Source organism: Reyranella sp. (assembly GCF_052439685.1).
Taxonomy (GTDB): Bacteria; Pseudomonadota; Alphaproteobacteria; order Reyranellales; family Reyranellaceae; genus Reyranella.
The window spans coordinates 95,969-122,526 of the sequence record NZ_JBQVQG010000004.1 but is presented as its reverse complement, the minus strand read 5'-3'; the positions used below and the strand labels follow the sequence as shown (position 1 = coordinate 122,526).

Annotated in this window: 29 protein-coding genes; 10 read left to right on the top strand and 19 right to left on the bottom strand. The window is 65.6% G+C overall.

The genetic code is table 11. The features are described 5' to 3' along the window. Positions 1-4: 4 nt before the first annotated feature. Entirely contained in the window at positions 5-1,588 is a 1,584-nt protein-coding gene (locus ACT6UX_RS07575) for an ABC transporter substrate-binding protein (RefSeq protein ID WP_444774537.1), read from the bottom strand. Positions 1,589-1,698: 110 nt separating this feature from the next. Between ACT6UX_RS07575 and ACT6UX_RS07570 the strand changes: the two genes are divergently transcribed. Further along, entirely contained in the window at positions 1,699-2,079 is a 381-nt protein-coding gene (locus ACT6UX_RS07570) for a hypothetical protein (protein ID WP_444774536.1), read from the top strand. Here ACT6UX_RS07570 and ACT6UX_RS07565 read toward each other — a convergent pair whose 3' ends face one another. The 4 genes from ACT6UX_RS07565 to cysG are packed head-to-tail and all read right to left on the bottom strand — an operon-like array spanning position 2,080 to position 5,836. After that, positions 2,080-2,523 (bottom strand): DUF934 domain-containing protein, encoded by a 444-nt coding sequence (locus ACT6UX_RS07565; protein WP_444774535.1) that lies wholly within the window; start codon positions 2,521-2,523, stop codon positions 2,080-2,082. Continuing rightward, entirely contained in the window at positions 2,510-4,183 is a 1,674-nt protein-coding gene (locus ACT6UX_RS07560) for a nitrite/sulfite reductase (protein WP_444774534.1), read from the bottom strand. Before ACT6UX_RS07560 ends, ACT6UX_RS07565 begins: the two co-directional genes overlap by 14 nt. Next, positions 4,176-4,490: a DUF2849 domain-containing protein gene (locus ACT6UX_RS07555; RefSeq protein WP_444774533.1), complete on the bottom strand. Its 315-nt coding sequence runs from the start codon at positions 4,488-4,490 to the stop codon at positions 4,176-4,178. Before ACT6UX_RS07555 ends, ACT6UX_RS07560 begins: the two co-directional genes overlap by 8 nt. Continuing rightward, positions 4,490-5,836 carry a siroheme synthase CysG gene (gene cysG / locus ACT6UX_RS07550; protein ID WP_444774532.1) on the bottom strand — a complete coding sequence of 449 codons (1,347 nt, stop codon included), beginning with the start codon at positions 5,834-5,836 and terminating at the stop codon, positions 4,490-4,492. Before cysG ends, ACT6UX_RS07555 begins: the two co-directional genes overlap by 1 nt. A 318-nt stretch (positions 5,837-6,154) precedes the next feature. Between cysG and ACT6UX_RS07545 the strand changes: the two genes are divergently transcribed. Beyond that, positions 6,155-6,607 (top strand): Hsp20 family protein, encoded by a 453-nt coding sequence (locus ACT6UX_RS07545; protein ID WP_444774531.1) that lies wholly within the window; start codon positions 6,155-6,157, stop codon positions 6,605-6,607. Between the two features lie 62 nt (positions 6,608-6,669). Here the strand turns inward: ACT6UX_RS07545 and ACT6UX_RS07540 are convergent, their stop codons facing one another. The 3 genes from ACT6UX_RS07540 to ACT6UX_RS07530 all read right to left on the bottom strand — a co-directional run bounded on the left by ACT6UX_RS07540 (position 6,670) and on the right by ACT6UX_RS07530 (position 8,758). After that, positions 6,670-7,074 (bottom strand): RidA family protein, encoded by a 405-nt coding sequence (locus ACT6UX_RS07540; protein WP_444774530.1) that lies wholly within the window; start codon positions 7,072-7,074, stop codon positions 6,670-6,672. A 133-nt stretch (positions 7,075-7,207) separates the two neighbouring features. Next, entirely contained in the window at positions 7,208-7,723 is a 516-nt protein-coding gene (locus ACT6UX_RS07535) for a GNAT family N-acetyltransferase (RefSeq protein WP_444774529.1), read from the bottom strand. Positions 7,724-7,828: 105 nt separating this feature from the next. Then, positions 7,829-8,758: a fumarylacetoacetate hydrolase family protein gene (locus tag ACT6UX_RS07530; protein WP_444774528.1), complete on the bottom strand. Its 930-nt coding sequence runs from the start codon at positions 8,756-8,758 to the stop codon at positions 7,829-7,831. 71 nt (positions 8,759-8,829) lie between these two features. On the opposite strand from ACT6UX_RS07530, the gene ACT6UX_RS07525 reads away from it, so the two are divergent. The 3 genes from ACT6UX_RS07525 to ACT6UX_RS07515 all read left to right on the top strand — a co-directional run bounded on the left by ACT6UX_RS07525 (position 8,830) and on the right by ACT6UX_RS07515 (position 11,855). Continuing rightward, positions 8,830-9,777, top strand: a complete 948-nt coding sequence (locus tag ACT6UX_RS07525; RefSeq protein WP_444774527.1) for a VOC family protein — start codon at positions 8,830-8,832, stop codon at positions 9,775-9,777. 66 nt (positions 9,778-9,843) lie between these two features. Continuing rightward, positions 9,844-10,896: an alcohol dehydrogenase gene (locus ACT6UX_RS07520; protein ID WP_444774526.1), complete on the top strand. Its 1,053-nt coding sequence runs from the start codon at positions 9,844-9,846 to the stop codon at positions 10,894-10,896. Beyond that, positions 10,893-11,855, top strand: a complete 963-nt coding sequence (locus ACT6UX_RS07515) for a methyltransferase (RefSeq protein WP_444774525.1) — start codon at positions 10,893-10,895, stop codon at positions 11,853-11,855. Before ACT6UX_RS07520 ends, ACT6UX_RS07515 begins: the two co-directional genes overlap by 4 nt. Here ACT6UX_RS07515 and ACT6UX_RS07510 read toward each other — a convergent pair. Continuing rightward, on the bottom strand, positions 11,830-12,585 hold the full coding sequence (locus ACT6UX_RS07510; RefSeq protein ID WP_444774524.1) for a TlyA family RNA methyltransferase: 756 nt from the start codon (positions 12,583-12,585) through the stop codon (positions 11,830-11,832). The two genes, ACT6UX_RS07515 and ACT6UX_RS07510, sit on opposite strands and share 26 nt — an antisense overlap. A 38-nt stretch (positions 12,586-12,623) precedes the next feature. Between ACT6UX_RS07510 and ACT6UX_RS07505 the strand changes: the two genes are divergently transcribed. Both ACT6UX_RS07505 and ACT6UX_RS07500 read left to right on the top strand, forming a co-directional pair. Next, complete coding sequence (locus ACT6UX_RS07505; protein WP_444774523.1) at positions 12,624-13,367, top strand: SDR family NAD(P)-dependent oxidoreductase; 744 nt, start codon at positions 12,624-12,626, stop codon at positions 13,365-13,367. Between the two features lie 54 nt (positions 13,368-13,421). Beyond that, positions 13,422-14,084: a peroxiredoxin gene (locus ACT6UX_RS07500; RefSeq protein ID WP_444774522.1), complete on the top strand. Its 663-nt coding sequence runs from the start codon at positions 13,422-13,424 to the stop codon at positions 14,082-14,084. A 211-nt stretch (positions 14,085-14,295) separates the two neighbouring features. On the opposite strand, the gene ACT6UX_RS07495 is transcribed toward ACT6UX_RS07500, so the two are convergent. Both ACT6UX_RS07495 and ACT6UX_RS07490 read right to left on the bottom strand, forming a co-directional pair. Next, positions 14,296-14,856 (bottom strand): hypothetical protein, encoded by a 561-nt coding sequence (locus ACT6UX_RS07495; RefSeq protein ID WP_444774521.1) that lies wholly within the window; start codon positions 14,854-14,856, stop codon positions 14,296-14,298. A 102-nt stretch (positions 14,857-14,958) separates the two neighbouring features. After that, positions 14,959-15,417, bottom strand: coding sequence for a hypothetical protein (locus ACT6UX_RS07490; protein ID WP_444774520.1), 459 nt, complete (start codon positions 15,415-15,417; stop codon positions 14,959-14,961). A gap of 105 nt (positions 15,418-15,522) precedes the next feature. Here ACT6UX_RS07490 and ACT6UX_RS07485 point away from each other — a divergent pair, with 105 nt between their 5' ends. Beyond that, positions 15,523-16,929, top strand: a complete 1,407-nt coding sequence (locus ACT6UX_RS07485) for an amidase family protein (RefSeq protein ID WP_444774519.1) — start codon at positions 15,523-15,525, stop codon at positions 16,927-16,929. Here the strand turns inward: ACT6UX_RS07485 and dxs are convergent. Genes dxs through ACT6UX_RS07470 form a run of 3 tightly spaced genes read right to left on the bottom strand, consistent with a single transcriptional unit; the run spans position 16,926 to position 20,055 of the window. Further along, positions 16,926-18,842, bottom strand: coding sequence for a 1-deoxy-D-xylulose-5-phosphate synthase (gene dxs, locus ACT6UX_RS07480; RefSeq protein ID WP_444774518.1), 1,917 nt, complete (start codon positions 18,840-18,842; stop codon positions 16,926-16,928). The genes ACT6UX_RS07485 and dxs overlap by 4 nt on opposite strands. 40 nt (positions 18,843-18,882) lie before the next feature. After that, a complete protein-coding gene (locus ACT6UX_RS07475) occupies positions 18,883-19,791 on the bottom strand; it encodes a polyprenyl synthetase family protein (protein ID WP_444774517.1) in 909 nt (302 codons plus the stop codon). Between the two features lie 9 nt (positions 19,792-19,800). Further along, positions 19,801-20,055 carry an exodeoxyribonuclease VII small subunit gene (locus tag ACT6UX_RS07470; RefSeq protein ID WP_296322317.1) on the bottom strand — a complete coding sequence of 85 codons (255 nt, stop codon included), beginning with the start codon at positions 20,053-20,055 and terminating at the stop codon, positions 19,801-19,803. A 278-nt stretch (positions 20,056-20,333) separates the two neighbouring features. Here ACT6UX_RS07470 and ACT6UX_RS07465 point away from each other — a divergent pair, with 278 nt between their 5' ends. Together ACT6UX_RS07465 and ACT6UX_RS07460 are read left to right on the top strand one after the other, a co-directional pair. Further along, a complete protein-coding gene (locus ACT6UX_RS07465) occupies positions 20,334-21,266 on the top strand; it encodes an IclR family transcriptional regulator (protein ID WP_444774516.1) in 933 nt (310 codons plus the stop codon). 30 nt (positions 21,267-21,296) lie between these two features. Continuing rightward, positions 21,297-21,773 (top strand): PaaI family thioesterase, encoded by a 477-nt coding sequence (locus ACT6UX_RS07460; RefSeq protein WP_444774515.1) that lies wholly within the window; start codon positions 21,297-21,299, stop codon positions 21,771-21,773. On the opposite strand, the gene ACT6UX_RS07455 is transcribed toward ACT6UX_RS07460, so the two are convergent. The 5 genes from ACT6UX_RS07455 to ACT6UX_RS07435 all read right to left on the bottom strand — a co-directional run bounded on the left by ACT6UX_RS07455 (position 21,770) and on the right by ACT6UX_RS07435 (position 26,355). Then, complete coding sequence (locus ACT6UX_RS07455) at positions 21,770-23,185, bottom strand: UdgX family uracil-DNA binding protein (RefSeq protein ID WP_444774514.1); 1,416 nt, start codon at positions 23,183-23,185, stop codon at positions 21,770-21,772. The genes ACT6UX_RS07460 and ACT6UX_RS07455 overlap by 4 nt on opposite strands. Then, a complete protein-coding gene (locus ACT6UX_RS07450; RefSeq protein WP_444774513.1) occupies positions 23,182-24,390 on the bottom strand; it encodes a putative DNA modification/repair radical SAM protein in 1,209 nt (402 codons plus the stop codon). Before ACT6UX_RS07450 ends, ACT6UX_RS07455 begins: the two co-directional genes overlap by 4 nt. A gap of 91 nt (positions 24,391-24,481) precedes the next feature. Continuing rightward, entirely contained in the window at positions 24,482-25,198 is a 717-nt protein-coding gene (locus tag ACT6UX_RS07445) for a RibD family protein (protein ID WP_444774512.1), read from the bottom strand. Between the two features lie 27 nt (positions 25,199-25,225). Next, positions 25,226-25,798 (bottom strand): 2'-5' RNA ligase family protein, encoded by a 573-nt coding sequence (locus ACT6UX_RS07440; protein WP_444774511.1) that lies wholly within the window; start codon positions 25,796-25,798, stop codon positions 25,226-25,228. A gap of 17 nt (positions 25,799-25,815) precedes the next feature. Further along, positions 25,816-26,355 (bottom strand): 2'-5' RNA ligase family protein, encoded by a 540-nt coding sequence (locus ACT6UX_RS07435; protein WP_444774510.1) that lies wholly within the window; start codon positions 26,353-26,355, stop codon positions 25,816-25,818. Positions 26,356-26,558: the final 203 nt, after the last annotated feature.

Genomic DNA, 26,558 nt, shown 5'->3' with positions numbered 1-26,558 from the left:
GAAGTCAGGGCTGGACGTCCAGCCCCTTGTAGAGGGCGGCACTGTAGATGCCGTGCGAGCGCACATTCTTGATGCTCTTCTTCGCGACCAGGAACAGCCTCGAATGTGCCGCCGGAATCATCAGCGCCTCGTCATGCATGCGGCGTTGGATCTCATGGAAGTACTTCGCCCGGTCGGCTTCGTTGGTCGCCGTGCGCCCGGCGTCGAGAATGCGGTCGGTCTCGGGATCGTTCCACATCATGCGATTGGGCACCGGCCGGTTCTTCGAGTGATAGTAGAGATACATCTGGTCGCCAGCCGACGTGTAGGGCACCGACAGGGTCCAGATGTCATAGTCCTGCTGGGCGATCTTCTGGAAAAAGACGGTCGGGTCCCAGGTCTGGATCTTGATGTCGATCCCGACGGCGCGGGCGGCCCCCTGCAGAACCTCCGACAGCTTGGGATTCTGCCCCACCGTGTAGGAGTACATCAGCAGCTCGAGCTTTTTGCCGTCCTTGTGGCGGAAGCCGTCTGAACCCATCGCCCAACCCGCCTCGTCGAGCAGCTTCCTCGACCTCTCCGGATCGTGCCTGGTCAGCACGTCGAGCGTCGCCGGCTCGAAGTCGAGCGCCTTGGGGTGGACCAGCGACCGCGCCGTCTCGGCCTGGCCGAAGAAGATGGCCTTGTTGATCTGCTCGCGGTCGACCAGGTGGGCGAGCGCCTGGCGCACCCGCTTGTCCTGCAGGTTCTCGCGTGTGCTCTTCAGGCCCCAGTAGTACATCGCGAAGTCGGCGGTCGGCTCATAGACGGTGAGGTTGGGGGCCTTCTTGAAGCTCTCGATCGCCTGCAGCGGATTCCAGTGGCAGAAATCGGCCTGCCCCGACAGCATCGTGGCGATGCGCGTCGTCTCCTCGGGCACGATGCGCCAGATCATCTTCTCGTACCTGACCGGCCCCTTGTTCGCGTAAACGCCGGTCGGGCCCCATTTGTAGGCATCGTGCCGCTTCAGCACGAGTTCCTTGCGCGGCTGCCAGCTCTCCCAGCACAAAGGCCCTGTGCCGTCGAAGCCCTTGACGCCGAAGTCGGCGCCGAGGGACTCGACATTGTCCTTGTTGATGATCGTCGCGGCGAAATTCGCCAGATCGACAAGCAGCTCGGAGTGCGGGCGCTTCAGCTTGTAGACGAGCGTGTAGGGATCTGGCGCCGTCAGACTGTCGATCTCGCCCAGCCGCCAATAGAAGGGCCAGCGGGCCGAAGGGTCGGCCAGGCGCGTGAAGGAATAGATCACGTCGGCCGCGGTGAATTTCTTGCCGCTGCAAAAGGTGACGTCGTCGCGCAGCGAGAAGGTGTAGGTGAGCCTGTCGTCCGAAATGGTCCACGACTTGGCCAGCAAGGGATGGACGCTCTTCAGATCCCAGTCGAGGGCGACCAGCGTGTCGCCCATCATGAACATGGGATGTCCCATGCCGCTCGATGTGTTGCTGTGAGGATCGTACCTCGGTGCATCCTGAGACCGGATGTTCACCAGGACCTGTGCAGAGGCCGGCGTCGCAAGCGCGCACCAGACCAGCGCGAGCGCCAGCACGGCACTCGTTGCTCCCTTGATCATGTCGCTTCCTCCCGCCGGTGTGTCCCCGGCTATTGCAGGAAGCTTACCCGGGGTTACAGGAACCGCCAAGCGGCTCGACGATGCCCGCGGAGTTTGCTTAAAGTCCGCCCATGCCCATCGAGTACACGATCGACCACGAGAAGCGCCTCGTCCATGCCCGGGTTCTGGGGGTCATAACGCTTAAGGACATCGAGAATTTCACCGATGCCGTCGTGGCGCAGGACGCCCTCACCTATCGCAAGCTGTTCGACGGAAGCCAGGGCGATGGGACATACGACGATAATGACGTCATGATGCTTGGAGCCCGGGCCGCCGCTTACGCGACCCTGGCGAAGCGTGGGCCTTTGGCTCTCGTGCCCAGGCCCGGCGTGGGCGCGGAACTCGCCAAGCGCTATATCAACCTCGGCAAATTCGAAGGGCAGGCCCAGATCTTCGACACATCCGACGAAGCCCTCTCGTGGCTCGCCACACAGTCTAAGGGCGAGCCCTGATCACGAGGCCGCGGCGTTCGCCTGCTCGAGCCGGCGCAGCGAGGCCGGGACCTGATCATCCTCGGCCGGCTGGTACACGACGCTGAACAGCGTGCGCGCCCTCGCAAGCGCTTCCCCGAACCCCGGCTGTTCGCTTTCGAAGGAATCGAAGCCGCAGCGCAGCATGAAGGCGATCTGGTCCTGCAGGACGCCGCCGGTGGCGCGCAATTCGCCGCGATAGCCCAGGCGACCGCGCAGCAGGCGGGCCTGGCTGTAGGCGCGACCGTCGCTGAACCTGGGAAAGTCGAGAACGATCAGGCGCAGGCGCCCGACATGCGGGGCCAGGTCCTCCACCGGATCCGTGTTCGCCAGCGACACCGCAGGCCATTCGGGCCGTGCCTTCCAGTCGGCGAAGGGCAGAGCAACGTAGGATGCGGGCAATCCCGCTTCGCTATAGAGAGCCATAGACATTCTCCTTGAAGGGCTGGGGGCCGATGCGCCGGTAGGTCTCGACGAAGCGCTCGCCGTCCTCACGCGCATCGAGATAGGTCGCGACGATCGCATCGACGGTCTCGACCACCTTGTCGGCCGTCACGGCGGGACCGAGGATCGTGCCGATCGCCGTCCTGCCGAAGTCGACGTCGCCGCCGAGGCTGATCTGGTAGAGTTCGACGCCGTTCTTATCGACGCCGAGGATGCCGATATGGCCGACATGATGATGGCCGCAGGCATTGATGCAGCCCGAGATCTTGATCTTCAGGTCGCCGATATCGTGCTGCCGTGCGAGGCTCGCGAAATGGTTCGAGATGCGCTGCGCCACGGGGATAGAACGCGCGTTCGCCAGTGCGCAATAGTCCAGTCCCGGGCAGGCAATGATGTCGGTGATCTTGCCGACATTGGCTTCCGCGAAGCCCAGCACCGCCAGCTCGCGGTAGACCCGCGGAAGATCCTCCACCGCGACATGGGGGAAGATCAGGTTCTGCTCGTGGCTGACCCGCAGCTCGGCCTGGCTGTAAGCCTCGGCAATGTCGGCGACACCCTCCATCTGAGCCGCGCTGGCGTCGCCCGGCGGCGCGCCCGCAGGCTTCAGCGAGGCCGTCACGATGGCGTAGCCCGGCACGCGATGCGGCGCGACGTTGGACTTGAGCCAGAGGGCGAAGTCAGGATCGCTCAGCCGCTGCGCTTCGACCAGCCCTGAAGTCGCCGGCCGCGGCGGCAGGTCCGGCGGTGCGAACTGACGGGCGACGGCCTCGATCGTCCCGGCCGGCAGCTTGAGCGCCCCGTCGCGGTTCGCGGCATACTCCGCCTCGACCTCTTCCCGCATCGTCTCGACGCCGACCTCGTGCACGAGGATCTTGATGCGGGCCTTGTAGAGATTGTCGCGACGGCCGTAGCGATTGTAGACCCGCAGGGTCGATTCGAGATAGGCGAGCAGCTCGTCCTTCGGCAGGAACTCGCGCAGCGTCTTGCCGATCATCGGCGTGCGGCCGAGGCCACCGCCCACGATCACCTCGAAGCCGATCTCTCCCTGTTCGTTACGCCACAGGCGCAAGCCGATGTCGTGCACACGCACCGCCGCACGGTCGTTCGGCGAGCCGGTAATGGCGATCTTGAATTTGCGCGGCAGGAAGGTGAACTCCGGATGCAGCGTCGACCACTGGCGCACGATCTCGGCCCAGATGCGCGGATCCTCGATCTCGTCGATCGCGGCGCCGGCATAGTGGTCGGCCGTCACGTTGCGGATGCAGTTGCCGGACGTCTGCATGGCGTGCATGTCGACTTCGGCCAACGCCGCCAGCGCGTCCGGTGCATCCTCCAGCTTGATCCAGTTGAGCTGCAGGTTTTGCCGCGTCGTGAAGTGGCCGTAGCCGCGATCGTACCGGCGCGAGATGTCCGCGAGCTTGCGCAGCTGTCGTGACGACAGCGTGCCGTAGGGAATCGCGATCCGCAGCATGTAGGCATGCAGCTGCAGATAGAGGCCGTTGTGCAGGCGCAGCGGCTTGAACTGCTCCTCCGTCAGTTCGCCCGCCAGTCGGCGGCGCACCTGGTCGCGGAACTGGTCGACCCGCTGGGAGACGAGCGTGCGATCGTAATCGTCGTACTTGTAGAAATGGGTATCAGGCATAGCGCACCGCATCGGCCGCGATCGTCTCGAAGGTCAGGCCCGAGGCGCGGATTTTTTCGCGCAGGGACAGCGGCTCGATGATGCCCTCCTCGTCCTCGGTGACGGCGACGAGGAATGGATCGACCACGGTGAAAGCTTCGGCGCGGGCGCGTTCCAGGAGAATTTCGGCGTGGCGCTTGTCGCGCGCCACCGCCGCATGCTCGAGCCGATCAGTCCACTGCCCCGCCTCGTCGAGCCAGACCACCATGCCGTCGACCAGGCGATTCGCGGACGCGACCTGCAGGTCGCCGCTGAGATTCTTGGCCATCAGGACACCTTTGCGAGCGAAGACCTGGGGGATGCGGCGGCATAGGCCGCGACGTCACCCACGATGATGAGGCTGGGGCCGGCCGCGCCGCTTTGGGAGTGGGCGGCAGCGAGCCGTGCCAGGTCGCCGAGCCGGCCGGTGGAGACACGCTGGTCGGGCCGCGTGCCGCTCTCGACGATGGCGATCGGCGTGGACGGAGCGGCGCCGGCAGCCAGCAGGCGATCGCGCACGGCTGACGCCTCGGAAGCGCCCATGTAGATCGCCAGCGTATGGCCTTCGCCGACGAGCGAGGCCCAGGCGGGCTGCTTGCCCTCCTTGGCGCCGTGCCCGCTGACGAAAGTCACGGCCGAGGCGTGGCGGCGGTGGGTGAGCGGAATGCCGACCGAGGCCGCGCACCCCAGCGCGGCAGTGATACCCGGCACGACCGTATAGGCAAGGCCGGCCTCGCGCAGCGCATCGACTTCCTCGCCGCCGCGGCCGAACACGAACGGGTCGCCGGCCTTCAGCCGGACCACCGTCTGGCCGGCACGGACGCGGCGGACCAGTTCCGCATCGATGTCGGCCTGTGCCCAACTCGGACGGCCCTTGCGCTTGCCGACGGAGACGACCTCCGCATCCCGCCTCGCCCGCGCCAGCACGGCCGGCGGCACGAGATCGTCGTGCAGGATGGCATCGGCTTCCTGCAGGAGTTGCGCGGCCCTCAGGGTCAACAGATCGGGATCGCCCGGCCCCGCGCCCACGATGTGGGCGATGCCGGACGGCGTCAGCTGGCGGCGCGCCGCATCGAGGTCGCCGAGTGCCACGCGGCGCGCACCGGCCTCGTCGCCGGCCAGCGCCAATTGTGCCGCCGGCCCCTCGACCAGGCGGCGGAAGAAGACGCGACGACTTGCGGGATCGGCGACCAGCGCATTGACCTGCGCTCGGAATGTCGTCGCCAGTCTGGCGAGCGTGCCCAGCCGCTCGGGCAACGCCGCCTCGACCCGGCCACGCAGTACCGTCGCCAGGGTCGGCGACGCGCCGCCGGTCGAGATCGCGACGACCACCCCGTCACGATCGACGATGGCCGGCATGATGAAGTCGCAGAGGGCGGGCCGGTCGGCCACGTTCACCGGGACGCCCGCCGCCTTCGCCTGGCGGTGTGCCGCGACATCGGCGGCTTCGTCCTCGGTGGCCACGAAGACTGCCACGGCGCCGCGCAGCTCCTGCACCGCGACCGGGCCGTGGAGCCTCAGGACCTGGGCCCCGGCAGAGCCCGCGAGCTTGGCCCGCAGGTCGGCCTTGGCCCCCTCACCCACCACCGCGACCTTGCGGCCGGCGAGATCGAAGAACAGCGGCAGGTGCTTCATGACACGGCCATCCGCAAAAGGACGTTGAGACCGAGCATGCCGGCGGCCTGCGAGACCGACAGGACCCACAAAGCAGCCTCGGAACGGGGAATGAACTTGGACATGCGGTTACCGCCTTTGATCTGGCGATATCTCGCACATTAGCCATGAGTTGAATTTCCGAAGGTTCGGCGGATGGAAGCATTTCCTGCCGTTCAAGGCCCCGCAAAGGAAATTTTTACCACTCTTGAAGCGGCTCTTCCCGCACCCAAATCAACCTCGTTCCCAGCGCCCATCCGGGGCGGGAACGTCCAACATCGCTCAGGAGAGGATGATCAAATGCGTACTGTCGACTATTCCCCGTTCTATCGCGCCACCGTCGGCTTCGACCGGGTCTTCGACCTGCTCGACTCGGTGGCCAGCCAGTCCGGCGCCAACGGCTATCCCCCGTACAACATCGAGAAGGCCGGCGATAACGCCTACCGGATCGTGATGGCGGTTGCGGGCTTCGCCGAAGCCGAGCTGAACGTGACCCAGAAGGAGAACGAGCTCCTGGTCACCGGCCAGGCCGCGCCGACCGAGAGTCAGGAAGAGAAGCAGTATCTCTACCGTGGCATCGCCGGCCGCAACTTCGAGCGCCGCTTCCAGCTCGCCGACCATGTGAAGGTCACGGGTGCGAAGCTCGCCAACGGCCTGCTCACGATCGAGCTGCAGCGTGAGATCCCGGAGGAGAAGAAGCCCCGCGCGATCCCCGTCCAGCCCGGCTCTGGCCCGGCAGCGCTTACTCACTAAGCAGGTAGCAGCCTGCTGTCTCGAAGGGGCGTCGCGGGAAACCGCGGCGCCCTTTCTTTGTCTCAGGGACGCGCCAGAAACACGGTTGAAGGCTCGACCTCGACGAGAAAGGCGTCGTCAGCCAAGCCCGGTACGCCGATCCATGTCGTACAAGGCGGATTGTCGCCGAAGACCGCTTTTAGGGCGCCACTGATCGCCTTGCCCTCGTGCATGTGGCTTTGCTTGATATAGAGCCGCAACGCGCCGACCTGATCGAGACTCGCGCCGACCGACGCCAGCGCCGTGGCCAGATTCTCGAGGCTCTTCTCGAGCTGGCGGCGGATGTCGTCACGGCCAACGACATTGCGATCGACGTCCCAGGCCACCTGCCCGGACACATGCACCGCCGGACCGACAGGTGTCTGTGTCACCGTTACCTGGGCGAAGCCGTACTCCCGACTGTCGAAGAGCCCGGCCGGAACATCCACGAATCGAGTCACGGCGCCGTTCTTTCCATGTTGGCCGGTTCACACCGGGATTCTCTGCGAGCCCAACCGATCCTCACGCCCACAAGAACTGGACGAAGACCTTATGACATCGCCTTGATACTCGGGTGATGTCTCAGTCCGACTTTGGTGTCAGACTCTTGGCCATGAGGATTTCGTCGTAGTAACGGCCATTCTGCTTCAGAGCATTCCTCTCAGTCCCATATTCCAAAAAGCCAAGGCTTGCGTACATGCGATGCGCGGCTTCGTTGCCCAAGGCCACCGTCAGCTGAATCAACTCAACACGCGAACGTGCAAGTTGGATGATGGCCTCCGTCAATAGGCGCGCAACGCCCGCCCTCCTTGCCTCCAGCCGAACATATACACCCCACACAATACCTTTGTGGGCCTCCTTGGGACCTTGTCGAACGGAAAGCGCAGCCGTACCCACAAGCTCAAGATCACGATATGCGCCCAACACCTCGGATCCGGCTAGCCGATCCGCGAACCATGTCAGCGGCTGAGCATTCTCAGACTCGAATGTGGCGCCAAAGGCTTCGGGGTCTCGTTGAAGCGCCTCAAGTCTAATGGTCCGATATTCGGCGGCTTCCGACGGAGCGATCCGGCGTATCTGAACGTCGGCACGCGTCATTCCAGGGCCACCCATCTCTCGATACCTCTCAAGGTTGAAATAGCGTGCCTTCTCCGCCCCTCCCCACCTGCCGGGGAAGGATCGGAGAAGGCTGCAGAGCGCCTACTACTTGGCGTACTTGCCGGTGAGCTGCGGCGTGTGTGGGCCCTCGCCGCCCTTCTCCTTGTGCTGAAGCCGCGTCGTGCGCGCCCAGGTGCGCTTCAGTTCGTCCTTCACGCTGAACTTCAGCGTGCCGATCTTCTCGACCGTCAGCTCGATCTTGTCCCCGTCCATGAACGAGTTGAGACCCCGATGGTTGGTCCCGGTGGCGACGATGTCGCCGGGCTCCAGCGTGTGGATGGAGCTCACCCACTCGATGATGCGCGGGATGTGGTGCGCCATGTCGGAAGTGTTGAACTTCTGCATCACGGTGCCGTTGTTGGTCAGGGTGATGTTCAGGTTCTGCGGATCGGCGATCTCGTCGGCGGTGACGATGCACGGGCCGATCGGCGCGAAGGTGTCGCGCGACTTCATCTGGAAGAAGACGTTACCCGGCGGCGGCAGCCCGCGGGCCGAGCCATCGATGAAGCAGGTGTAGCCGAAAATGTGCTTGAAGGCGTCGCCCTGGGCGACGCGCGTCGCGGGCTTGCCGATGACCAGCGCCATCTCCGCCTCGCCCTCGAAGATCGTGGCCGGCGCGTCGGGCAGTACCATGGTGTCGCCGTCGCCGATCACCGCCGTCGCCGCCTTATGAAAGGCGTTGATCGCCGGCTTCTCCGGCAAGGTGCCGTCTTCCATGTAGTTCACCGCCATGCAGACGATGTTGCCGGGCTTCGGGACCGGCGGACGCAGCTTCACGCCCGATACCGGAACACCCTTGCCTTCGGCGGCGGCCTTTTCGACCTTGGCCTTGTACGCATCCCACTTGGCGATCAGGCCGATGATGAGGTCCCGCGAGTCGAGATGCGGGATGTCCTTCACGGCATCCGTCACGTCGATGACCTGATCGCCCTTGATGACGCCCAGCCGGTAGTCGTTGAAATAGCAGATCTTCACTTCCCTCTCCCTTCGGTCCTTTTCAGGATCGCCTGATACGGCTAGCGTTCCTCCAAAAAGCGGAGGAAGCAATGGCCGTCATCAAGGCAGCGGAATTTGCCTGGCCGCGGATGGAAGCACCCGACCTCGACGAAATGGAGGAGTTCCTCACGCATTTCGGCCTCGTCCGTGCTGAACGCACAGCGACTGCGCTCTACATGCGTGGGACCGACGATCACCATCATCTGCATGTCACGCAAAAGGGCGGAACGAAGTTCGTCGGCTTTGCCTACCATGCCGAGGACGAGGACGATCTGGAGCGCCTCGCCCGGCTTCCAGGTGCCTCTGGCATCGAAACTCTCGACGAACCGGGCGGCGGCAGGCGCGTGCGGCTGACCGAACCCAACGGTTACCAGATCGAAGTGGTGGCCGGACAGAAGCGGGTCGAGCCGATCCGGGTCGCTCGGGACGAACAGAATACGGCGCGCGAGCCGGGACGTCGCGTCGGCCGGGTGATGCGGCTTGGCGCGTCGCCGACATCGATCCAGCGCATCGGCCATGGCGTGCTCGCGTCGCCCAGGGTGACCGATACGGTAGCCTGGTTCCGCGAGACGCTGGGCATGATCCGCTCCGACGACGTTTATGTGGGCCAGGAGGACAACATCATCGGTTCTTTCAACCGGCTGGACCGCGGCGATGCCTACGTCGATCATCACGTATTCTTCTGCAACCACAGTACAAGAGCCGGCCTGCACCACGTTTCCTACGAGGTTCAGGACATCGACTGCGTCTTCCAGGACCATGAGTATCTGAAGCGGCTGGGCAAATACGATCATGTGTGGGGCATTGGCCGCCATCTGCTGGGCAGCCAGGTCTACGACTACTGGAGCGATCCCTGGGGGCGTGTGCACGAGCGCTGGGCCGACACCGACCGCCTGAACGCGGCCGATGGCGGCAATCTCGTCAACGCGGACGAAGGTCTCCGGTCGCAGTGGGGCGACGGACCGCCGGAGCGATTCATCGGTCATGCCAGCCCCTAAGGATCGGTTGGCCCGCCCCGTTCTTCGTCCTAATGTCCGCCCCGGTTCGCAACGGAGAGAGTCCCAATGAAGAGCTACAAGGTCGTCGAATTCGGCCAGCCCCTGCAGAAGGTCGAGGAGAGCAACCCCGCGCCGCAGGGCGCCGAGGTCCTGGTCAAGGTTACGGCCGCCGGCGTCTGCCACAGCGACGTCCATCTCTGGGAGGGCTTCTTCGACATGGGCGGCGGCAACAAGGTGTCGACGCAGAAGACCATGAACCCGCCGCGCACCATGGGCCACGAGATCGTGGGCGAGGTCGTGGCCCTGGGTCCCGACGCCAAGGGCGCCAAGGTCGGCGACAAGGCGGTGGTCTATCCCTGGATCGGCTGCGGCACCTGCTGGTACTGCGCCAACGGCCGCGAGCATCTCTGCCCGGCGCCCCGCGCGCTCGGCGTCAACAAGGACGGCGGCTATGCCGACCATGTTCTCGTCCCCGACGCAAAGTATCTCTATCCCTATGGCGACATCCCGACCGAGTTGGCCTGCCTCTATGCCTGCTCCGGCATCACCGCCTTCAGCGCCGTGAAGAAGGCGGTCGGCGAGGATGCCGGCAAGCCGATCCTGGTGATCGGCGCCGGCGGCGTCGGCCTGATGGGCGTGAAGTTCGCGCAGTCGGTGCTGGGCCATGCGCCGATCGTGGCCGACATCGATGAGAACAAGCGCAAGCTCGCGCTCGACAACGGCGCGGTCGCCGCCATCGACCCGCGCGACAAGGATGCCCGCAAGAAGATCTTCGAACTGACCGGCGGGACCGGCGTCGGCGCGGCGATCGACTTCGTCGGCGCCGAAAGCACCGCGCAGTTCGGCGTCAAGGCACTGGCCCGCGGCGGCCGGCTGGTCGTCGTCGGCCTGTTCGGCGGCACCTTCTCGCTGCCGATGCCGATGTTCGCCTTCACCGGCTGCCAGATCGTGGGCTCCGTCACGGGCAGCCCGGGCGAGATGAAGGAGATGATGGACCTCGTCACCACCGGGAAGGTGACGCCGGTGCCGGTCGTCAAGCGCACGCTCGACCAGGCCGATGCGACGCTGCAGGAACTGCGCAAGGGCCTCATCATGGGGCGGGCCGTCCTCGTCCCGTGAGCCAGGCCACACGCGCCCTCGCCCACGCCTTCGAAACCGGAGCGCTCGCCGAAAGGCGGGCGTTCTTTATTCGCGCCGAGGATCCGCCGTTTGCGGACATCGACGCGGAGCAGTCGTTCCGGCCGGCCTTTCTTCGATTGAAGAAGGCCGTGCCACGCCTGGAAAGCGGCGGCCACGAACTCGGCCTCGTGCTGCTGACCAAGCACAAGGAAGAGAACTTCGCCAACATCGCGCGCGGTTGGGCGCTACTCGCGCCCGGCGGCACGCTCGTCTGCAGCGGCGCCAACGATGACGGCGCTGCCAGCCTGGAGAAGCAGGCCGGCAAGGCCTTCGGCGGCGTCGATTCGCTCTCGAAGTTCCACAGCCGCGTCTTCTGGTTCGTGAAGGGAAGCCACGCGCCCCCCGACTACTGGCAGAAACTCACGACCCTGCATTCCGTTGGCGACGGTTCGTGGCAGAGCCAGCCTGGAATCTTCTCGTGGGATCATGTCGACGACGGCTCGGCGATGCTCGCGACACACCTGCCCCACGACCTCTTCGGACACGTCGCCGACTTCGGCTGCGGCTGGGGCTTCCTCACGCGCCACGTTCTCGCCACCTGTCCTGCCGTCACGAAGATCGACGGTATCGACGCCGAGCATCGTGCGGTCGAAGCGAGCCGGGCGAACGTCACGGACCCGCGCGCGACGTTCCACTGGCTCGATCTGATCAACGAGGCAGCGCCCGCGACCTACGATGCCGTCGTCTGCAACCCGCCCTTCCATGCCGGCCGCGCCGCAGACCCCTCGCTGGGCCAGGGCTTCATTGCCGTCGCAGCGCGAGCGCTGAAGCCACGGGGCCGCTTCTACATGGTCGCCAACCGCGGCCTGCCCTACGAGCCGCTCCTGAAGACCAACTTCGCGTCGTTCGAGACGCTGGCCGACAACAACAAGTTCAGGGTGACGCTGGCGCGCCGCTGAGGACGGCCGCGATCAGGAATTCCTTGTTGCCTTCCGCACCGGTGATCGGGCTCTCGGTCACGCCCAGCACCTGCCAGCCGGGTTGTCCGGCCAGCCAGGACGAGATCGTCTCGACGACTTCTTCGTGCAGTTCGGGTTCGCGCACGATGCCGCCCTTCCCGACCCGGCCCTTGCCGACCTCGAACTGCGGCTTGATGAGGGCCGCGAGATGCGCGCCTGGCGCGGCAAGCGCGAGCGCGGCCGGCAGGACGAGCCGCAGGCCAACGAACGAGGCATCGCAGACGACGAGGTCGATCGGATCCGGAACCTGCGCGCGCGTGACGTCGCGGATGTTGGTCTTCTCCATCGAGACGACGCGCGGGTCGGTGCGCAGTTTCCAGGCGAGCTGGTTGGTGCCGACATCGACGGCATAGACCTTGGCCGCGCCCCGCTGCAGCAGGCAGTCGGTGAACCCTCCTGTCGAGGAGCCGACATCGAGCGCGATACGATCCGTCACCGGGATCGCGAAATGATCCAGCGCCTTCTCGAGTTTCAGCCCGCCGCGCGAGACATAGGGATGAAGCTGGCCGCGCACCTCGAGCGGCATCTCGGCGGTGACGCCCTGCCCGGCCTTGTCGAGCCGCCGGTCGTTCGAGAAGACGAGCCCGGCCATGACAAGTCGTTGCGCGGCGGCGCGCGTTTCCACGAGCCCGCGCTCGACCAGGGCCACGTCCAGCCGTGTCTTCGCCAATACTGTCTCCCTTCCGGGGACCTGCTAGCATGCCGGGCATGAGCATGAAACTTCTGGAGGGCGAGCGCGCCCTGATCACCGGCTGCGCCGGCGGCATCGGTCGCGGCATCGCGAAAGCATTGAAGGCCGAGGGCGCGATCGTGCTCGGCAGCGACGTCGCCGCCCCGCCTGCGGAAGACGGCATCGATTTCCTGCAAGGCGACCTTTCCAGGAAGGGCGGCTGGAAGGAATTGCTCGACGGAGCCGTGCAGAAGCTCGGCACGATCTCCCTTTTCGTGCATGCCGCGAGCCCGCGCCGTCTCGAGGTCGATACGCCCCTGTCGGTCAGCGAGGAGACCTGGGACCGGATGACCGACATCAACCTGCGCTCGGGTTTCTTCCTCGCCCGCGAAGTCGGTCGCCACATGCGCGACAACGGGATCAAGGGCCGCATGATCCTGGTCACGTCGCAGCACCGCGAGACGCCGCGCAACCTGCCCCACTACAGCGCCTCGAAGGCCGGCATGACGATGGTGATGAAGGAGCTGGCGCGCGTGCTGGCGCCGGACGGCATCCGCGTGAACGCGATCGCGCCGGGCGCGATTCCCGGTGGCGGCTTCGTGGCGGACAATCTCGCCGACCTCGTGGCCCAGATTCCACTCGGCCGCCCGGGCACGCCCGACGACATCGCCCAGGTCGCGGTCGCGATTCTCTCGGAAAGATTTGGCCGCTATGTGGTGGGGACGACAGTAGAAGTTGATGGTGGATTGGGCCTTACGAGCTGGATTCCTGCCAAGGCTTGACCTCGCTGGGCGGAAAGGTTGAGGTGCGCTCCGCAAACTGGAGGAACTTCACCGATGACGCTTCGCATCAATTCGACCGCGCCCGATTTCAAGGCGGAGACGACCCAGGGTCCGATCGAGTTCCACAAGTGGATCGGCGACGGCTGGGCGATCCTGTTCTCGCATCCCAAGGACTTCACGCCGGTCTGCACGACGGAGCTCGGCTACATGGCCGGCCTCAAGCCGCAGTTCGACAAGCTCAACACCAAGATCATCGGCCTCTCGGTCGATCCCGTGACCAACCACTCCAAGTGGGCCAAGGACATCGAGGAGACCCAGGGACACGCCGTGACCTTCCCGATGATCGGCGATCCCGAACTCAAGGTCGCGACCGCCTACGACATGCTGCCCGAAGGCGCCGGCACGACCTCCGAAGGCCGCACCGCGGCCGACAATGCCACGGTGCGTTCGGTGTTCATCATCGGGCCGGACAAGAAGATCAAGGCGATGCTCGTCTATCCGATGAGCAGCGGCCGCAACTTCGACGAGGTGCTGCGCCTGCTCGAATCCTGCCAGCTCACCGCAAAACATCAGGTGGCGACGCCGGTGAATTGGAAGAAGGGCGAGGACGTGATCATCGTGCCCGCCGTGTCGGACGAGGCCGCGAAGGCCAAGTACCCGGACGGGTGGAAGGCCCCAAAGCCCTACCTGCGCATCGTGCCGCAGCCCAAGGACTGAACTGGCAGCCCTGCGTTAAGTCCACGATTTTTGTTCGAGCGGCGAGAGCGACCCGGCGCCGCCCGTCAAAGCTTGCGAAGCAATTGACTTGGTGCACAATACTAATGGACTGCCGGGTGTTGGAGTTTGGACCTCCACCCCGGCAGCTCCGTCCCCTGCCAGCTGAATGGCCGGCAGATATGGCCTCTTTTGGAAGGAGGCCGATTTCGCTTCACGTCTCGACAGCCATCGCTTGAACTACGCCTGCGATTTTCTTGGCCTCAGCAGGTGTGAGATCAAATGGTAATCCTTGGATCATCACTGTCAGGTCAGCCCGAATTGGGATTGGTAGAATACTGCCGGACATCGGACCGATGTCCCCTAATGACGGCGCTGATCTAGATGGTTGATCGATGCTGCGATCCTTAGTGGCTTTTTGACCAGAACTGGGGGACGTCGAAGCAGGTTTTCGATCTCGGCTTTGCGTCGAAGGCTTGAAAGCCAGTGGATTCTTCAGATAGTTTGAAAAATCATCTAACGCGCTTCGCACGCGACTCTTGTATGCCCCAAGACTCTCTGGCGTGTAAGATTTCCCGTGCAGATTATTGAACCGAGCCATAACACTATCAAGATCCAGGCTGAGGACGTCCTGCATCTCATTGTCAGATAGAACACTAAGCACCTTTCCGGCCGCCGCCTTGCGCGCTTGAGCAGTGTTAGTAGGCATCAATCCCTTCTGGGCGACATAGTCCAGAAATTCGATGAAATCCGCCTTCGATGTTTTCGGTTCCATACGGGCCCCTTGTCTCTCGCCCGCACAAGATACCACCAAGACAGAAATTGACAATAGATTTATTTCGGACAGGACAATCCAGCTATCAAGCAAGGAATGAAGTCAATCCAGCGCGTAATATTCGGCTGCTGACGCATCCGCTAGACAGTTATCCCCAATATTGAATGATTTCGTCTGCGAACCGTGCGCGCTCCGACTCTGGCCGAGTGCGGCCAGCGCCGTCGCCACGATCTGCGGCGCGTTGAGACCGGCGCATTCATACTGGCGGGCCGGCGAGGCGTGACCGATGAAACGGTCGGGCAGGACCAGCCGCCGCACCTTGAGTCCGGCGTCGAGCAGGCCCGACGTCCTGAGATATTGCAGCCCGAAGTTCGCGAAACCGCCGACCGACCCTCCTCGATCGTGATCAGCACCTCGTACTCGCGCACGAGCCGGCGGATCAGGTCGGTGTCGAGCGGCTTGGCGGGATTCTTTTCCTCGGTTTGGCGGCTTCGAATGGAAAAGAGGTCTCTCCACGACGCCTCGCTGTGCGAGGCTCCGGTCGACGACGGAAAATTTCACGTGCCATAGCCTTGGTAAGATGGGGAACGTGAAAGAACTAGGCGTCGAGCGCTAGACCAATTCGCCTTAGTCTCGATTGCTCACGATCTTCGGGGAGACGCGGAAATGACGGACGAACTCTGGCGCTGGTCGGGCGTCGATCTGGCGCGGGCCATCGCACAGGGCGCGGTTTCGAGCGAGGACGCGACGCGATCGGTCCTCGGCCGGATCGAGGCGGTCAATCCTAAGGTCAACGCCGTGGTCGACGTGATGGCCGACGAGGCCCTGCAGGCCGCTCGCAACGCTGACGCCGCGCGCCACAGGGGTGCTGCTTGCGGGCCGCTGCACGGGGTGCCGGTGACGGTGAAGGTCAACGTCGACACCAAGGGCCGCGCCACCACCAACGGCGTCGTGGCGTTTCGCGATCTGGTGGCGACCGAGGACAGCCCGGTCGTGGGCAACCTGCGCAAGGCCGGCGCGATCATCGTCGGCCGCACCAACACGCCGGCCTTCTCGCACCGCTGGTTCACCGACAATGACCTGCATGGCTCGACGCGCAACCCGTGGGGCAAGGGCCTGACGCCCGGCGGTTCGAGCGGCGGCGCGGCAGCGGCGCTGGCGGCGGGCATGGGCCCGATTGCACATGGCAACGACTATGGCGGCTCGATCCGCTACCCCGCCTATGCCTGCGGTGTGGCGGGCCTCCGGCCGACGCCGGGCCGTGTGCCGGCCTTCAACCCATCCGCCACCGCCGAGCGGCCGATCACGGCACAGCTCATGTCGGTTCAGGGACCGCTGGCGCGCACCGTCGCTGACGTTCGCCTCGCCTTCGCCGCCATGGCGATGGGCGATGCGCGCGATCCGAACTGGATACCGGCGCCGCTCACCGGTCCCGCACCGTCACGCCCGCTGCGCGCCGCCATCGCGCCAGCCCCGTTCGACGACGTCGTGCCGGAGGTGCGGGCGGCAGTCGTGGCAGCCGGCAAGGCCCTCGAAGCGGCCGGCTACGAGGTCGTGGAGATCGCACCGCCTCGGCTGGGCGAAGCAGCCGAACTCTGGCACCGGATGGTCGTCAACGACGAGCGGCGGGGATTCGTCGCCACGGTGCAGGCGCTCGGCGACGCCGCCGCGCGGCGCAACGTCGAAGGCCATCTGCGCTACGTGCCGGAGATCGATGCCGGCGGTCTGCTCGACGCGTTCGGACTTCGCCTCGCCCTGATGCGCGCCTGGTCGCTGTTCTTCGCGGAATATGCGGTGGCGGTCGTGCCGGTATCGCATGTCCTGCCCTTCCCCGACGGGCTCGACCTGCAGGACCAGCCGGTGGTCGACGCCATGATGGCGGCGCAGCACTGCCTGCTCGCAACGCCCGTGCTGGGCTATCCCTCGGTTTCGGTGCCCACGGGCCTCGCCGATGGAACCCCGGTGGGCGTCCAGGTCATCGCCGCCCGCTTCCGCGAGGATCTCTGCTTCGACGCGGCGGAGATCGTCGAGGCGCACGCCCCGCGCCTCACCCCCATCGACCCGCGCGACTAGCCGCGCGCGCGCTCGGTCTGTTGGCCGAGCGCCGCGAGCGCCGTCGCCACGATCTGCGGTGCGTTGAGGCCGGCCCATTCGTATTGTTTGGCCGGCGCGGCGTGATCGAGGAAGCGGTCCGGCAAAACCATCGGCCTCACCTTGAGGCCGCCGTCGAGCAGACCCGCCGTCGCGAGATACTGCAGCACGAAGCTCGAGAAGCCGCCGACCGAACCTTCCTCGATCGTAATCAGCACCTCGTGCTCGCGCGCGAGCCGGCGGATCAGGTCTGTGTCGAGCGGCTTGGCAAAGCGGGCATCGGCCACCGTGGTGCTCAGCCCCTTGGCGCCGAGATCCTCCGCCGCCACCAGGCACTCCTGCAGGCGCGCGCCGAAATTCAGGATCGCGATCTTGGTGCCCTCGCGCACGATCCGGCCTTTGCCGATCTCGAGCGGCGTGCCCTTGGCGGGCAGCTCGATCCCCACTCCCTCGCCGCGCGGATAGCGGAAGGCCGACGGACGGTCGTCGATCTGGGCCGCCGTCGCCACCATGTGCATCAGCTCGAGTTCGTCCCCTGCGGCCATGATCACGAAATCCGGCAGGCAGCCGAGATAGGCGACGTCGAAGGAACCGGCATGGGTGGCGCCGTCGGCGCCGACCAGCCCGGCACGATCGATGGCGAATCGCACCGGCAGCTTCTGGAGCGCGACGTCGTGCACGACCTGGTCGAAGGCCCGCTGCAGGAAGGTCGAATAGATCGCCGTGAACGGCTTGTAGCCTTCGGTCGCCAGACCGGCGGCGAAGGTCACGCCATGCTGTTCGGCGATCGCCACGTCGAACGTGCGTTCGGGGAATCGCTCGGCAAACTTGTCGAGGCCGGTGCCCGACGGCATGGCCGCGGTGATCGCCACGATCTTCTTGTCGGCTTCCGCTTCCGCGATCAGCGCCTTGGCAAACACGGAGGTGTATTGCGGCGCATTGGCGATCGGCTTGGACTGCTTGCCGGTGATGACGTCGAATTTCACGACGCCGTGGTACTTGTCCGCGCTCGCCTCGGCCGGGGCGTAGCCCTTGCCCTTCTTGGTGACGACATGGACCAGGATCGGCTTGTCGAGCTGGCTGTCGCGGGCGTTCTTCAGCACAGGCAGCAGGTGATCGAGATTGTGACCGTCGACCGGACCGACATAGTAGAAGCCGAGTTCGTCGAACAGCGTGCCGCCGGCGACGAAGCCGCGGGCGAATTCCTCGGCGCGCTTGGCCGCCAATTCCAGAGGCTTGGGCAGGCTCTCGGCGAAGGTGCGGCCTAGATTGCGAAGCGTGACGTAGGGCCGGCCCGACAGGAGCCGCGAGAGATGGCCCGAGAGGGCGCCGACCGGCGGCGCGATCGACATGTCGTTGTCGTTCAGCACCACGATCAGCCGCGAGCGCAACGCGCCCGCATTGTTCATCGCCTCGTAGGCCATGCCGGCGCTGAGCGCCCCGTCGCCGATGACGGCGACCACGTTGTTCGAGCCGCCCGACAGGTCGCGCGCCACCGCCATGCCGAGTCCGGCCGAAATGGAGGTCGAGGAATGGGCGGCCCCGAACGGGTCGTACTCGCTCTCGGAACGGCGCGTGAAGCCGGAGAGCCCGCCCTCCTGACGCAGGGTGCGGATGCGACTGCGCCGGCCGGTGACGATCTTGTGCGGATAGGCCTGATGGCCGACGTCCCAGATCAGCCGGTCCCGCGGCGTGTCGAAGACGTAGTGGAGTGCGACGGTGAGCTCGACGACGCCCAGGCCCGCCCCGAGATGGCCGCCGGTCACCGAGACGGCCGAAATCGTCTCCTGCCGCAGTTCATCGGCAAGCTGGGGGAGCTGCTCCGGACGCAGCCGGCGAAGATCCGCGGGAACGTCGACGGTATCGAGCAGCGGCGTCGTACTCTGGCCGGTCATTGAAACATCATACTCCTGCACGGCGAGCCGTGCCCCAACTTCAGCTGCGACGCGCCACGACGAATTCTGTGGCTTGCCTTAGCAAATCCGCCGCCTCGTCAAACGACTCGAGATGCGCGGCGGCCTGTCGCGCCAGCATTCCCGCCTGTGCCCGGGCGCGCTCGACCCCCAGGATCGATACGAAGGTGGCCTTTCCCGCTGCCTCGTCCTTGCCGGGCGTCTTGCCCAGCTCGGCCGCGTTGCCTTCGATGTCGAGCAGATCGTCGACGATCTGGAAGGCGAGACCGAGATCGTGGGCATACATCGAAAGCGCCGAGCGGGCGTGATCGCTGGCTTTGCCGAGCACGGCGCCGGCGGTGCACGAGAACGAGATCAACGCACCGGTCTTCAATCGTTGCAGGTGCGTGATGGCCCCGATCGACTGATCCGAGCCTTCCTGCTCGGCCAGCAGGTCGAGCATTTGCCCTCCCACCATGCCGCGCGCCCCGGCTGCCTTCGCGAGTTCGGCGATCAGCGCAACCCGCACGGCGGGATCGCCATGGGTCTCCTCCTCCGCCAGCACCTCGAAAGCCAATGCCTGCAGGGCATCGCCCGCGAGGATGGCCGTCGCCTCGTCGAACTGGCGGTGGCACGATGGTTTTCCGCGCCGCAGATCGTCGTCGTCCATCGCCGGCAGGTCGTCGTGAATCAGCGAATAGGCGTGCACGAACTCGATGGCACTGGCCGTCCTCAAAGCAGGCAGAGTACCCACTTTGAACAGGGTGGCCCCGGCCAGCACGAAGAAGGCCCGCAGCCGCTTGCCGCCGCCCAGGCTCGAATAGCGCATCGCCTCGAAGACGCGCGCCTCGCCCGAGGCACCGCTCGGAAGCAGCCGCTCCATGGTGCGTTCGACGGATTGGGCCGCGAACGAAAGCGCAGCGTCAAACCCGGTGTGCGACGACAACGGCATGGGCGTCGATCAGCCGAGATCCGCCGGCTGGGTCGCGACCGAACCGTCGGCGGAGAAGACGATTTTTTCGACCTTCATCTTGGCCTCGGCCAGCCGCTGCTCGCAGTGGCGCTTCAGCAAGGCGCCGCGCTCATAGGCGGAAATGGCCTCGTCGAGCTTCACCTGGCCGCGCTCGAGCTGCTGGACGATGCCTTCCAGTTCCTTGAGCGCATCCTCGAATGAGAGCGCCGTAATGTCCTTTGGCAGTGTGGGTTCTTTAGCCAATTCTTGCCTCTTGAAGGGGGTGGTCCGGATGGTACCCGGCCGCGGCGAACATGTCGAAAGATGCCGCTCGCGTCATCAAAATAGGCCGAAAATTCCCGAATCAGAGAGCAGAACTACGCGAGTGCAACTGATGATAATCAATTCACGCACCTGTGACATGGCCGCTTTGCATGTTCGCAGGACAAAACCCGCTCTGGCGCATTGCGGTACGGGTGAGGCGATGGCAGGTTCCGCTCCGCAAAGAAATAAACGGCCATTTACCAAAGGAGCAGACGCCGATGGGCAACGTCAGTCATCTCGTAACGCGAACCGCAGCCTTCCAGAGCTCTATCGAGAACGGCCTCGCCGAGGGGTCGAGCAGCAAGGATCGCCAGTTCGTCACGGCGCTGGCGCGCGGCCTCGACATCCTGCGCGCCTTCCACGCCGGCGAGGGCATGCTGGGCAACCAGGAGATCGCCCATCGCACTGGTCTGCCGAAGCCGACCGTCGCCCGCCTCACCCACACGCTGACCGAGCTGGGCTACCTCAACTACATCCGCCGCTTCCGGAAGTACGAGCTCGGCGCCTCGGTGCTCGCGCTGGGCTACGCCGCGATCTCCAGCATGGACGTCCGCCGCGCTTCGCGTCAGCCGCTGGAGCAGCTCGCACACGCCCTCAACGCCTCGACCGCGCTGGGCGGCCGCGACCGTCACTCGATGATCTACCTCGAAGCCTGCCGCGGCCCGTCGGTGGTCGCGATCACCCACGACGTCGGCACACGCGTCCCGATGGCGAGCACGGCAATGGGTCGTGCCTACCTGTTCACCCTGCCGGACGTCGACCGTAACAAGCAGATCGATGCCATCCGTCGCCGCTGGCGCGACGACTGGACGAAGGTGAAGGCCGGTCTCGAGCGCTCGTTCAAGGAACTGACCGACCGCGGCTTCTGCGTCACCTGGGGCGAGTGGCTGCCCGAGCTGTGTGGAGTCGGCGCGCCGCTGCGCAATTCCGACGGCACGGCGGCCTATGCCGTCAACGCCTCGGCGCCGATCTACCAGATCAGCCGCGACCGCCTCGAAGCCGACTGGGGCCCGCGACTGGTCAAGGTCGCGCGCGACATCCGCACCGGCATGGCGGCGCAGCCGGCCATCGCAGCCTCGGCCGGCCCGGCCATGCGTCCGATGATGAGCAATGGTCATCGGCCGCCGATGTCGGCGATGGCGCGCCGCTAGGCGCGCCCCTCCTCTCGAGGCTTTCCAGACATGGCTATCCAACGACCGGCCGACGCTCGGCCGGTCGCTCCTTATGAGTTTCGCGGCTTCAATGGCGTAATAGGCCATCAGGTCGTGGCGTGGCGGCACGGTTTCGTCGAGATGCGCCTCGACGTACGCGCCGAGCTTTGCAACGCCAACGGCCTGCTGCACGGCGGCGTGCTGATGACCCTGCTCGACTCGGCGAGCGGCTTCGCCTGCACCTTCAATGAGACGGCGACGACGCGGCGGCTCTCCGTGACGCTGGCCTTCACCACCCAGTTCATCAAGGCCGGTCGCGAAGGCGACGTGCTCACGATCCTGGGCGCCTGGCGCCCCTCGACCAGCCAGAGCACCTTCGCCGCCGAGACCGAGATCTACAACCAGGCGAACGAGCTGCTCGCCACCGGCGCTGGCACCTTCCGCTACCTGAAGGGCGAGCGCAGCGACGGCGTGCTGGAATTCCTCGACCAGAAGGCCGCGGACTAACCGTTCGCGGCAATCAGGCGGCGCACCGCGACCAGGTCGTCCCGGAACGCGTCATAGGCTTCGCGTTTCGCCGCCTCGTCCGGCGGGCGCAGCAGGTAGGACGGGTGCACCGTCGCGTAGCCCGGCAGTCCGTCGAAACTGATCGGACCTCGTGACCTCAGGACCGAGAGCGGCTTGCCGGTCAGCCCGAGCAGCGCCGTGCCGCCCATCGCGACCACGAGCTTCGGCCGCACGAAAGAAAGCTCGCGCTGCAGCCACCAGCGATAGCGCTTCACCTCTCCGGGGTTCGGCCGCTTGTGCAGCCGCTTCTTGCCGCGCGGTTCGTATTTGAAGTGCTTCACCGCGTTGGTGACGTAGACGCTCGCGCGATCGATGCCCGCCTCGCCCAGCGCCCGGTCGAAGAGCTGCCCGGCCGGACCGATGAACGGCCGCCCTTCGCGCTCCTTCTGGTCGCCTGGCTGCTCGCCGACGAACGCGACCGCGGGCTCCATCGGCCCCTCGCCCAGCACCGCCCGATCGGCGCCCGGAGTCAGCGGCTCGGAGGCCGCGATCAACCGGTTCAGCTCTTCCAGGGTCTGCGGTCCCTGCTCCGCCATCGCTGCCACCGCCTTGAGCGGATCGCGCTTTTCCCGCTCCGCCGCTTCACGCGCGATCATCTCGCGGGCCCGCGCCGGCGCCTGCTGCACGAGGCCCGCGATGGAGGCCGCTTCCGGCAGATTGCGCCAGTACTTCGCCGGCATGTGCTGCCGCATCGCCTTGGGATTGAGGCGCGCCGGGTTGAAGACGTTCTCGTAGTAGCAGCGCCACGCCGCTTCGAAGCCGTCGGACTGGGGCGCGTCGCTGCGCTGCGCGGGCGGCGCGATCCTCAGTGATTGACGATCCCAATGCAGCGCCCCCTTCGGGGTGAGAATGGACCAGACCAGGCTCTGGAACCGCTCGACGAAGAAGCCGGCGGTCGCCTCGACGATGAAATGCTCGGGCTCGAACCAGGAGACGAACCTTTCCGTGCCGTCGGGATCGTGCGTCTCGCGGAAGCGCACGAACGCATGCATCTTGTGCAGGTCGCGGCGCACCGACTTCGCCATGCCCTCCAGGCGATGCACCAGCGGATCGCTCTGGACGTCGAGCAGCGCGCGCTCGCCGTGCAGCACCCGCCAGATCGCCGAATACAACAAGCCATAGCGCTCGCGGTCGGAATGGCAGACCACGAGCGGGATCAACTCGCCCAGGGCGCGAGGCAAGGCGACCGGAGCGGCACTTTCTGTGCCCCGTTCCCGATCGCCGAACAGATCGACCTCGCCCGCCGAACTCCACGAAACCGACTCCGGCCGAACCTTGCCCGCGGCGAGCCTGCGGACGACGGCGCGGAAGCCTTCGATGTCGGCACCTTCGTGCAGCGCGACACCGATCAAAAGAGGTTCCCCTGCACCGGCGCCTCAGCGAGGTTGGGGCGAAGGTCGGCCCGGTCGGAGATCTTCGTCGGCCGATAGTCGGCGGTGATGAGGAAAGGCAGCAGCCGCTTCACGCTGCGCGCCAGCCGGCCGATGTCGGCGAGGCGCAGCCGCGCGTGCCGTCGTGCCGCGATGATCCTGTCGACCGAGCGCACGCCGAGGCCGGGCACGCGCAACAGCATCTCGCGATCGGCCGTGTTCACGTCGAGCGGAAAGCGCTCGCGGTTCTGCAGCGCCCAGGCCGCTTTGGGATCGATGTCGAGCGCGAGCATGCCGTCACGGCTGGCGCTCGCGACCTCGTCGGCGGAGAAGCCGTAGAAGCGCAGCAGCCAGTCCGCCTGATAAAGCCGGTTCTCGCGCTGCAGCGGCGGTGCCTTGAGCGGCAGCACCGCACTCGGCGACGGTATGGGACTGAAGGCGGAGTAGTAGACCCGGCGCAGCGCATAATCCTTATAGAGCACGGCGCTGGTGTTCAGCAGCGCCGCATCGGTGGTCGCGTCCGCGCCGACGATGACCTGCGTACTCTGACCGGCCGGCGAGAATTTGCGGCGATCCTCCTTGGCCTCGTCGATGCGCTCCTTCATCTGGCCCATGGCGCCGGTGATCGACGCCGCCTTCTTCTCAGGCGCGAAGCGCGCCAGGCTGTCGGCCGACGGCAGCTCGATGTTGATCGACAGGCGGTCGGCGAAGAGCCCGGCCTGCTCGATCAGCCAGGGATTGGCCTCGGGGATGGTCTTGAGATGGATGTAGCCTGCGAAGCCATGCTCGTGGCGCAGCGTCTTTGCCACCAGCACCAGCTGCTCCATCGTATGGTCGGGATTGCGGATGATGCCCGACGAAAGGAACAGGCCTTCGATGTAGTTCCGCTTGTAGAAGTTGAGCGTCAGCGAGACCACCTCGTCGACCGTGAAGCGCGCCCGTTCGACATTCGAGGAGCGGCGGTTGATGCAATAGGCGCAGTCGAACAGGCAGTAGTTCGTCAGCAGAATCTTGAGCAGCGACACGCAGCGTCCGTCCGGCGTGTAGGCATGACAGATGCCGTTGCTGGTCGAGCCGATGCCGTCGAGCCCGGCCGCCCGTTTTGGCGCCCCCGATGAGGCACACGAAGCATCGTACTTGGCCGCGTCCGACAGAATGCGCAGCTTGGTCGTGAGCTTTTCGTCCAACAACGTCTCCTGTTACGAGAGCGTTGTTCTCTATATGTTCTCATTGATGGCAAGCGCAAGAGGCGCCGCTTTATTCCTGAAAATCAAGCCGTTAGGAGGCGCCCGCTTGGGTCGATGTCGAACGCAACTTGTAGCGCAGCCACATCGTGCCGCCCTCGAGGACGTCGTGGCTGACGAGCGTCATGCTCTCGATCGGCGCCGGGCCGAGGTCGGTGTCGCCCGAGTTGAACACGATGGGCCCGCCAGTGCTGCCGTCGATGACGGGACAGATCACCAGGCTCAATTCGTCAATCAGCCCGGCGCGCAGAAAGGCGCCGTTCGCCCCGCCCCCGCCCTCCAGCATGATCCGCTCGATGCCCAGTTCGCGGCTGAGCGTCTCCAGCGCCGCCGCCAGATCGATCTCGGTCTTGCCGGCGAAGATGTAGGAGACGCCGTCGGCCCGCAGGCCGGCCAGGTGCCGGTCCGGCACTGCCTCGGTCAGGATCACGAGGATCGGATCGCCGCCGATGTCCCGTCGCGCCCACACCGCCTTGCCGTGGCCGTCGAGGAAGATTCCCCAGGCCTTGGCCTCGCGCTGTGCGAACCAGTTCTCGCGCGGGAATATCTGGTCGGTCGGCGGATAGGCCGGCTCGGTGCCCTTGGCGAACTCCTGCGCGGTCACACGCCCGCACAGCCATGAGCCGCCGCCCATCTGGTCATGCAGCCGCTCGAACAGGTTGGGCACGATGTTGGCCTTCGGCCGCCAGCGGCTGCCCCAGATACGGCCGTCGACGCTGCAGACCATGTGGCAGAGGACGTAGGGTTTCATGCCCGTATGATAGCCGAAGGCAGACCCTCAGAAATCAAATCCCGGCAACGATAATTGCCGTCCGGGCCTCAACGGGAGGCGCCCGATGTGACGATGGATGGTCTTACCGAGGAGGCTGTGGACCAGGACGATCTCGCGCGCCGTCCAGGCGATCGGCTTGATCGCGCGCGGCGGCACGATCGTCTCGCTCCTCAACAGCGTCATGTGAGGCATGAAGGGGCGCTTCTTTTCGGCGCCGGGCCGCGTCAGCACATCGCGAAGCCTGGTAGAGATCGCTGCGAGGCTGGCACTCCCCTTGCCGCCGAACAGCACGAAGGCTCCTCGGCCGAGGGACTTGGCTCGCCGAAAGGAAATCTCGAACGGCGGTGCCTCGACGGCGCTGGCGCGTTGCATGAGGGCGTCGATTTCCCCCGACGTCGGCGGCACGATGTCATCGCCGACATGCCACAGCGTGACGTGGAGATGCTCGGGCAGGACTTCCACGCCGGAGAGGCCGATCTTTTCGCAGAACTTCCGGCGTTCGCGGCAGATCGCTTCAACCGTCTTCTCGTCGGGAATCACGGCGAAGAACAGCCGATCGGTCGGCCGCACCGTAATCATTTCGTCGCTCAAAGATTTCAGCCCAGCGGGATCCGGGCGACGTGCCGATGTGTCGTCTGGCCGATGAGGCTGTGCACCAGCACGACCTCGCGAACCGTCCAGGTGATCGGCTCGACCGGCTCGGGCTCGATGTGATGGCCGTCATGGAGCAGGGTCACATGCGGCGTGTAGCGGCGGGCCGGCCGCGGCGTATCGTCGAGCGAATCGCAGAGGCGCTGCTGGAGAACTTCCATGCCGACCGTGGAGTCATCACCCGTCAGCACGAGGGCCCCATTCGAGAAGCTCATGAGACGGTCGAACCCGACGCAAAAGGACGGCATCAGGATCCCGCTGGCCCGCGCCATCCAGCCGTCGATCTCGTCGGCATCCGGCAGGCCATGGCCTTCATGCACGGAGGCCAGGGTGACGTGGAAATGCCCCGCCTTCAGGAGTCGCCCCGTCAGACCATGCGCGGCCCGCCAGGCAGCAGCGCGCTCGGAGATACGTTCGGCCGTCGCGGCGTCCGGTAGGACCGCGAAGAACAGCCGGTCGGTGAAACTCTGCCGGCTGCGGCGCATGCCTGCATGACGCCGGTGGAGCCGGTCGACGCCCAGGCGGGACGGACCCTGCTCGGCTCGTGGGGCGAGCGGAGCGCGCCCTCCGAATGTTTCGATCGTCGCCCCGAAATGTACGCCCACTGCCTGCCTCCTCAACGTTATGTTCATGTTATGTTCTCATCGGGGATAAGGCAAGAGCCCGGGGCTGACTCGAAACATTTGAT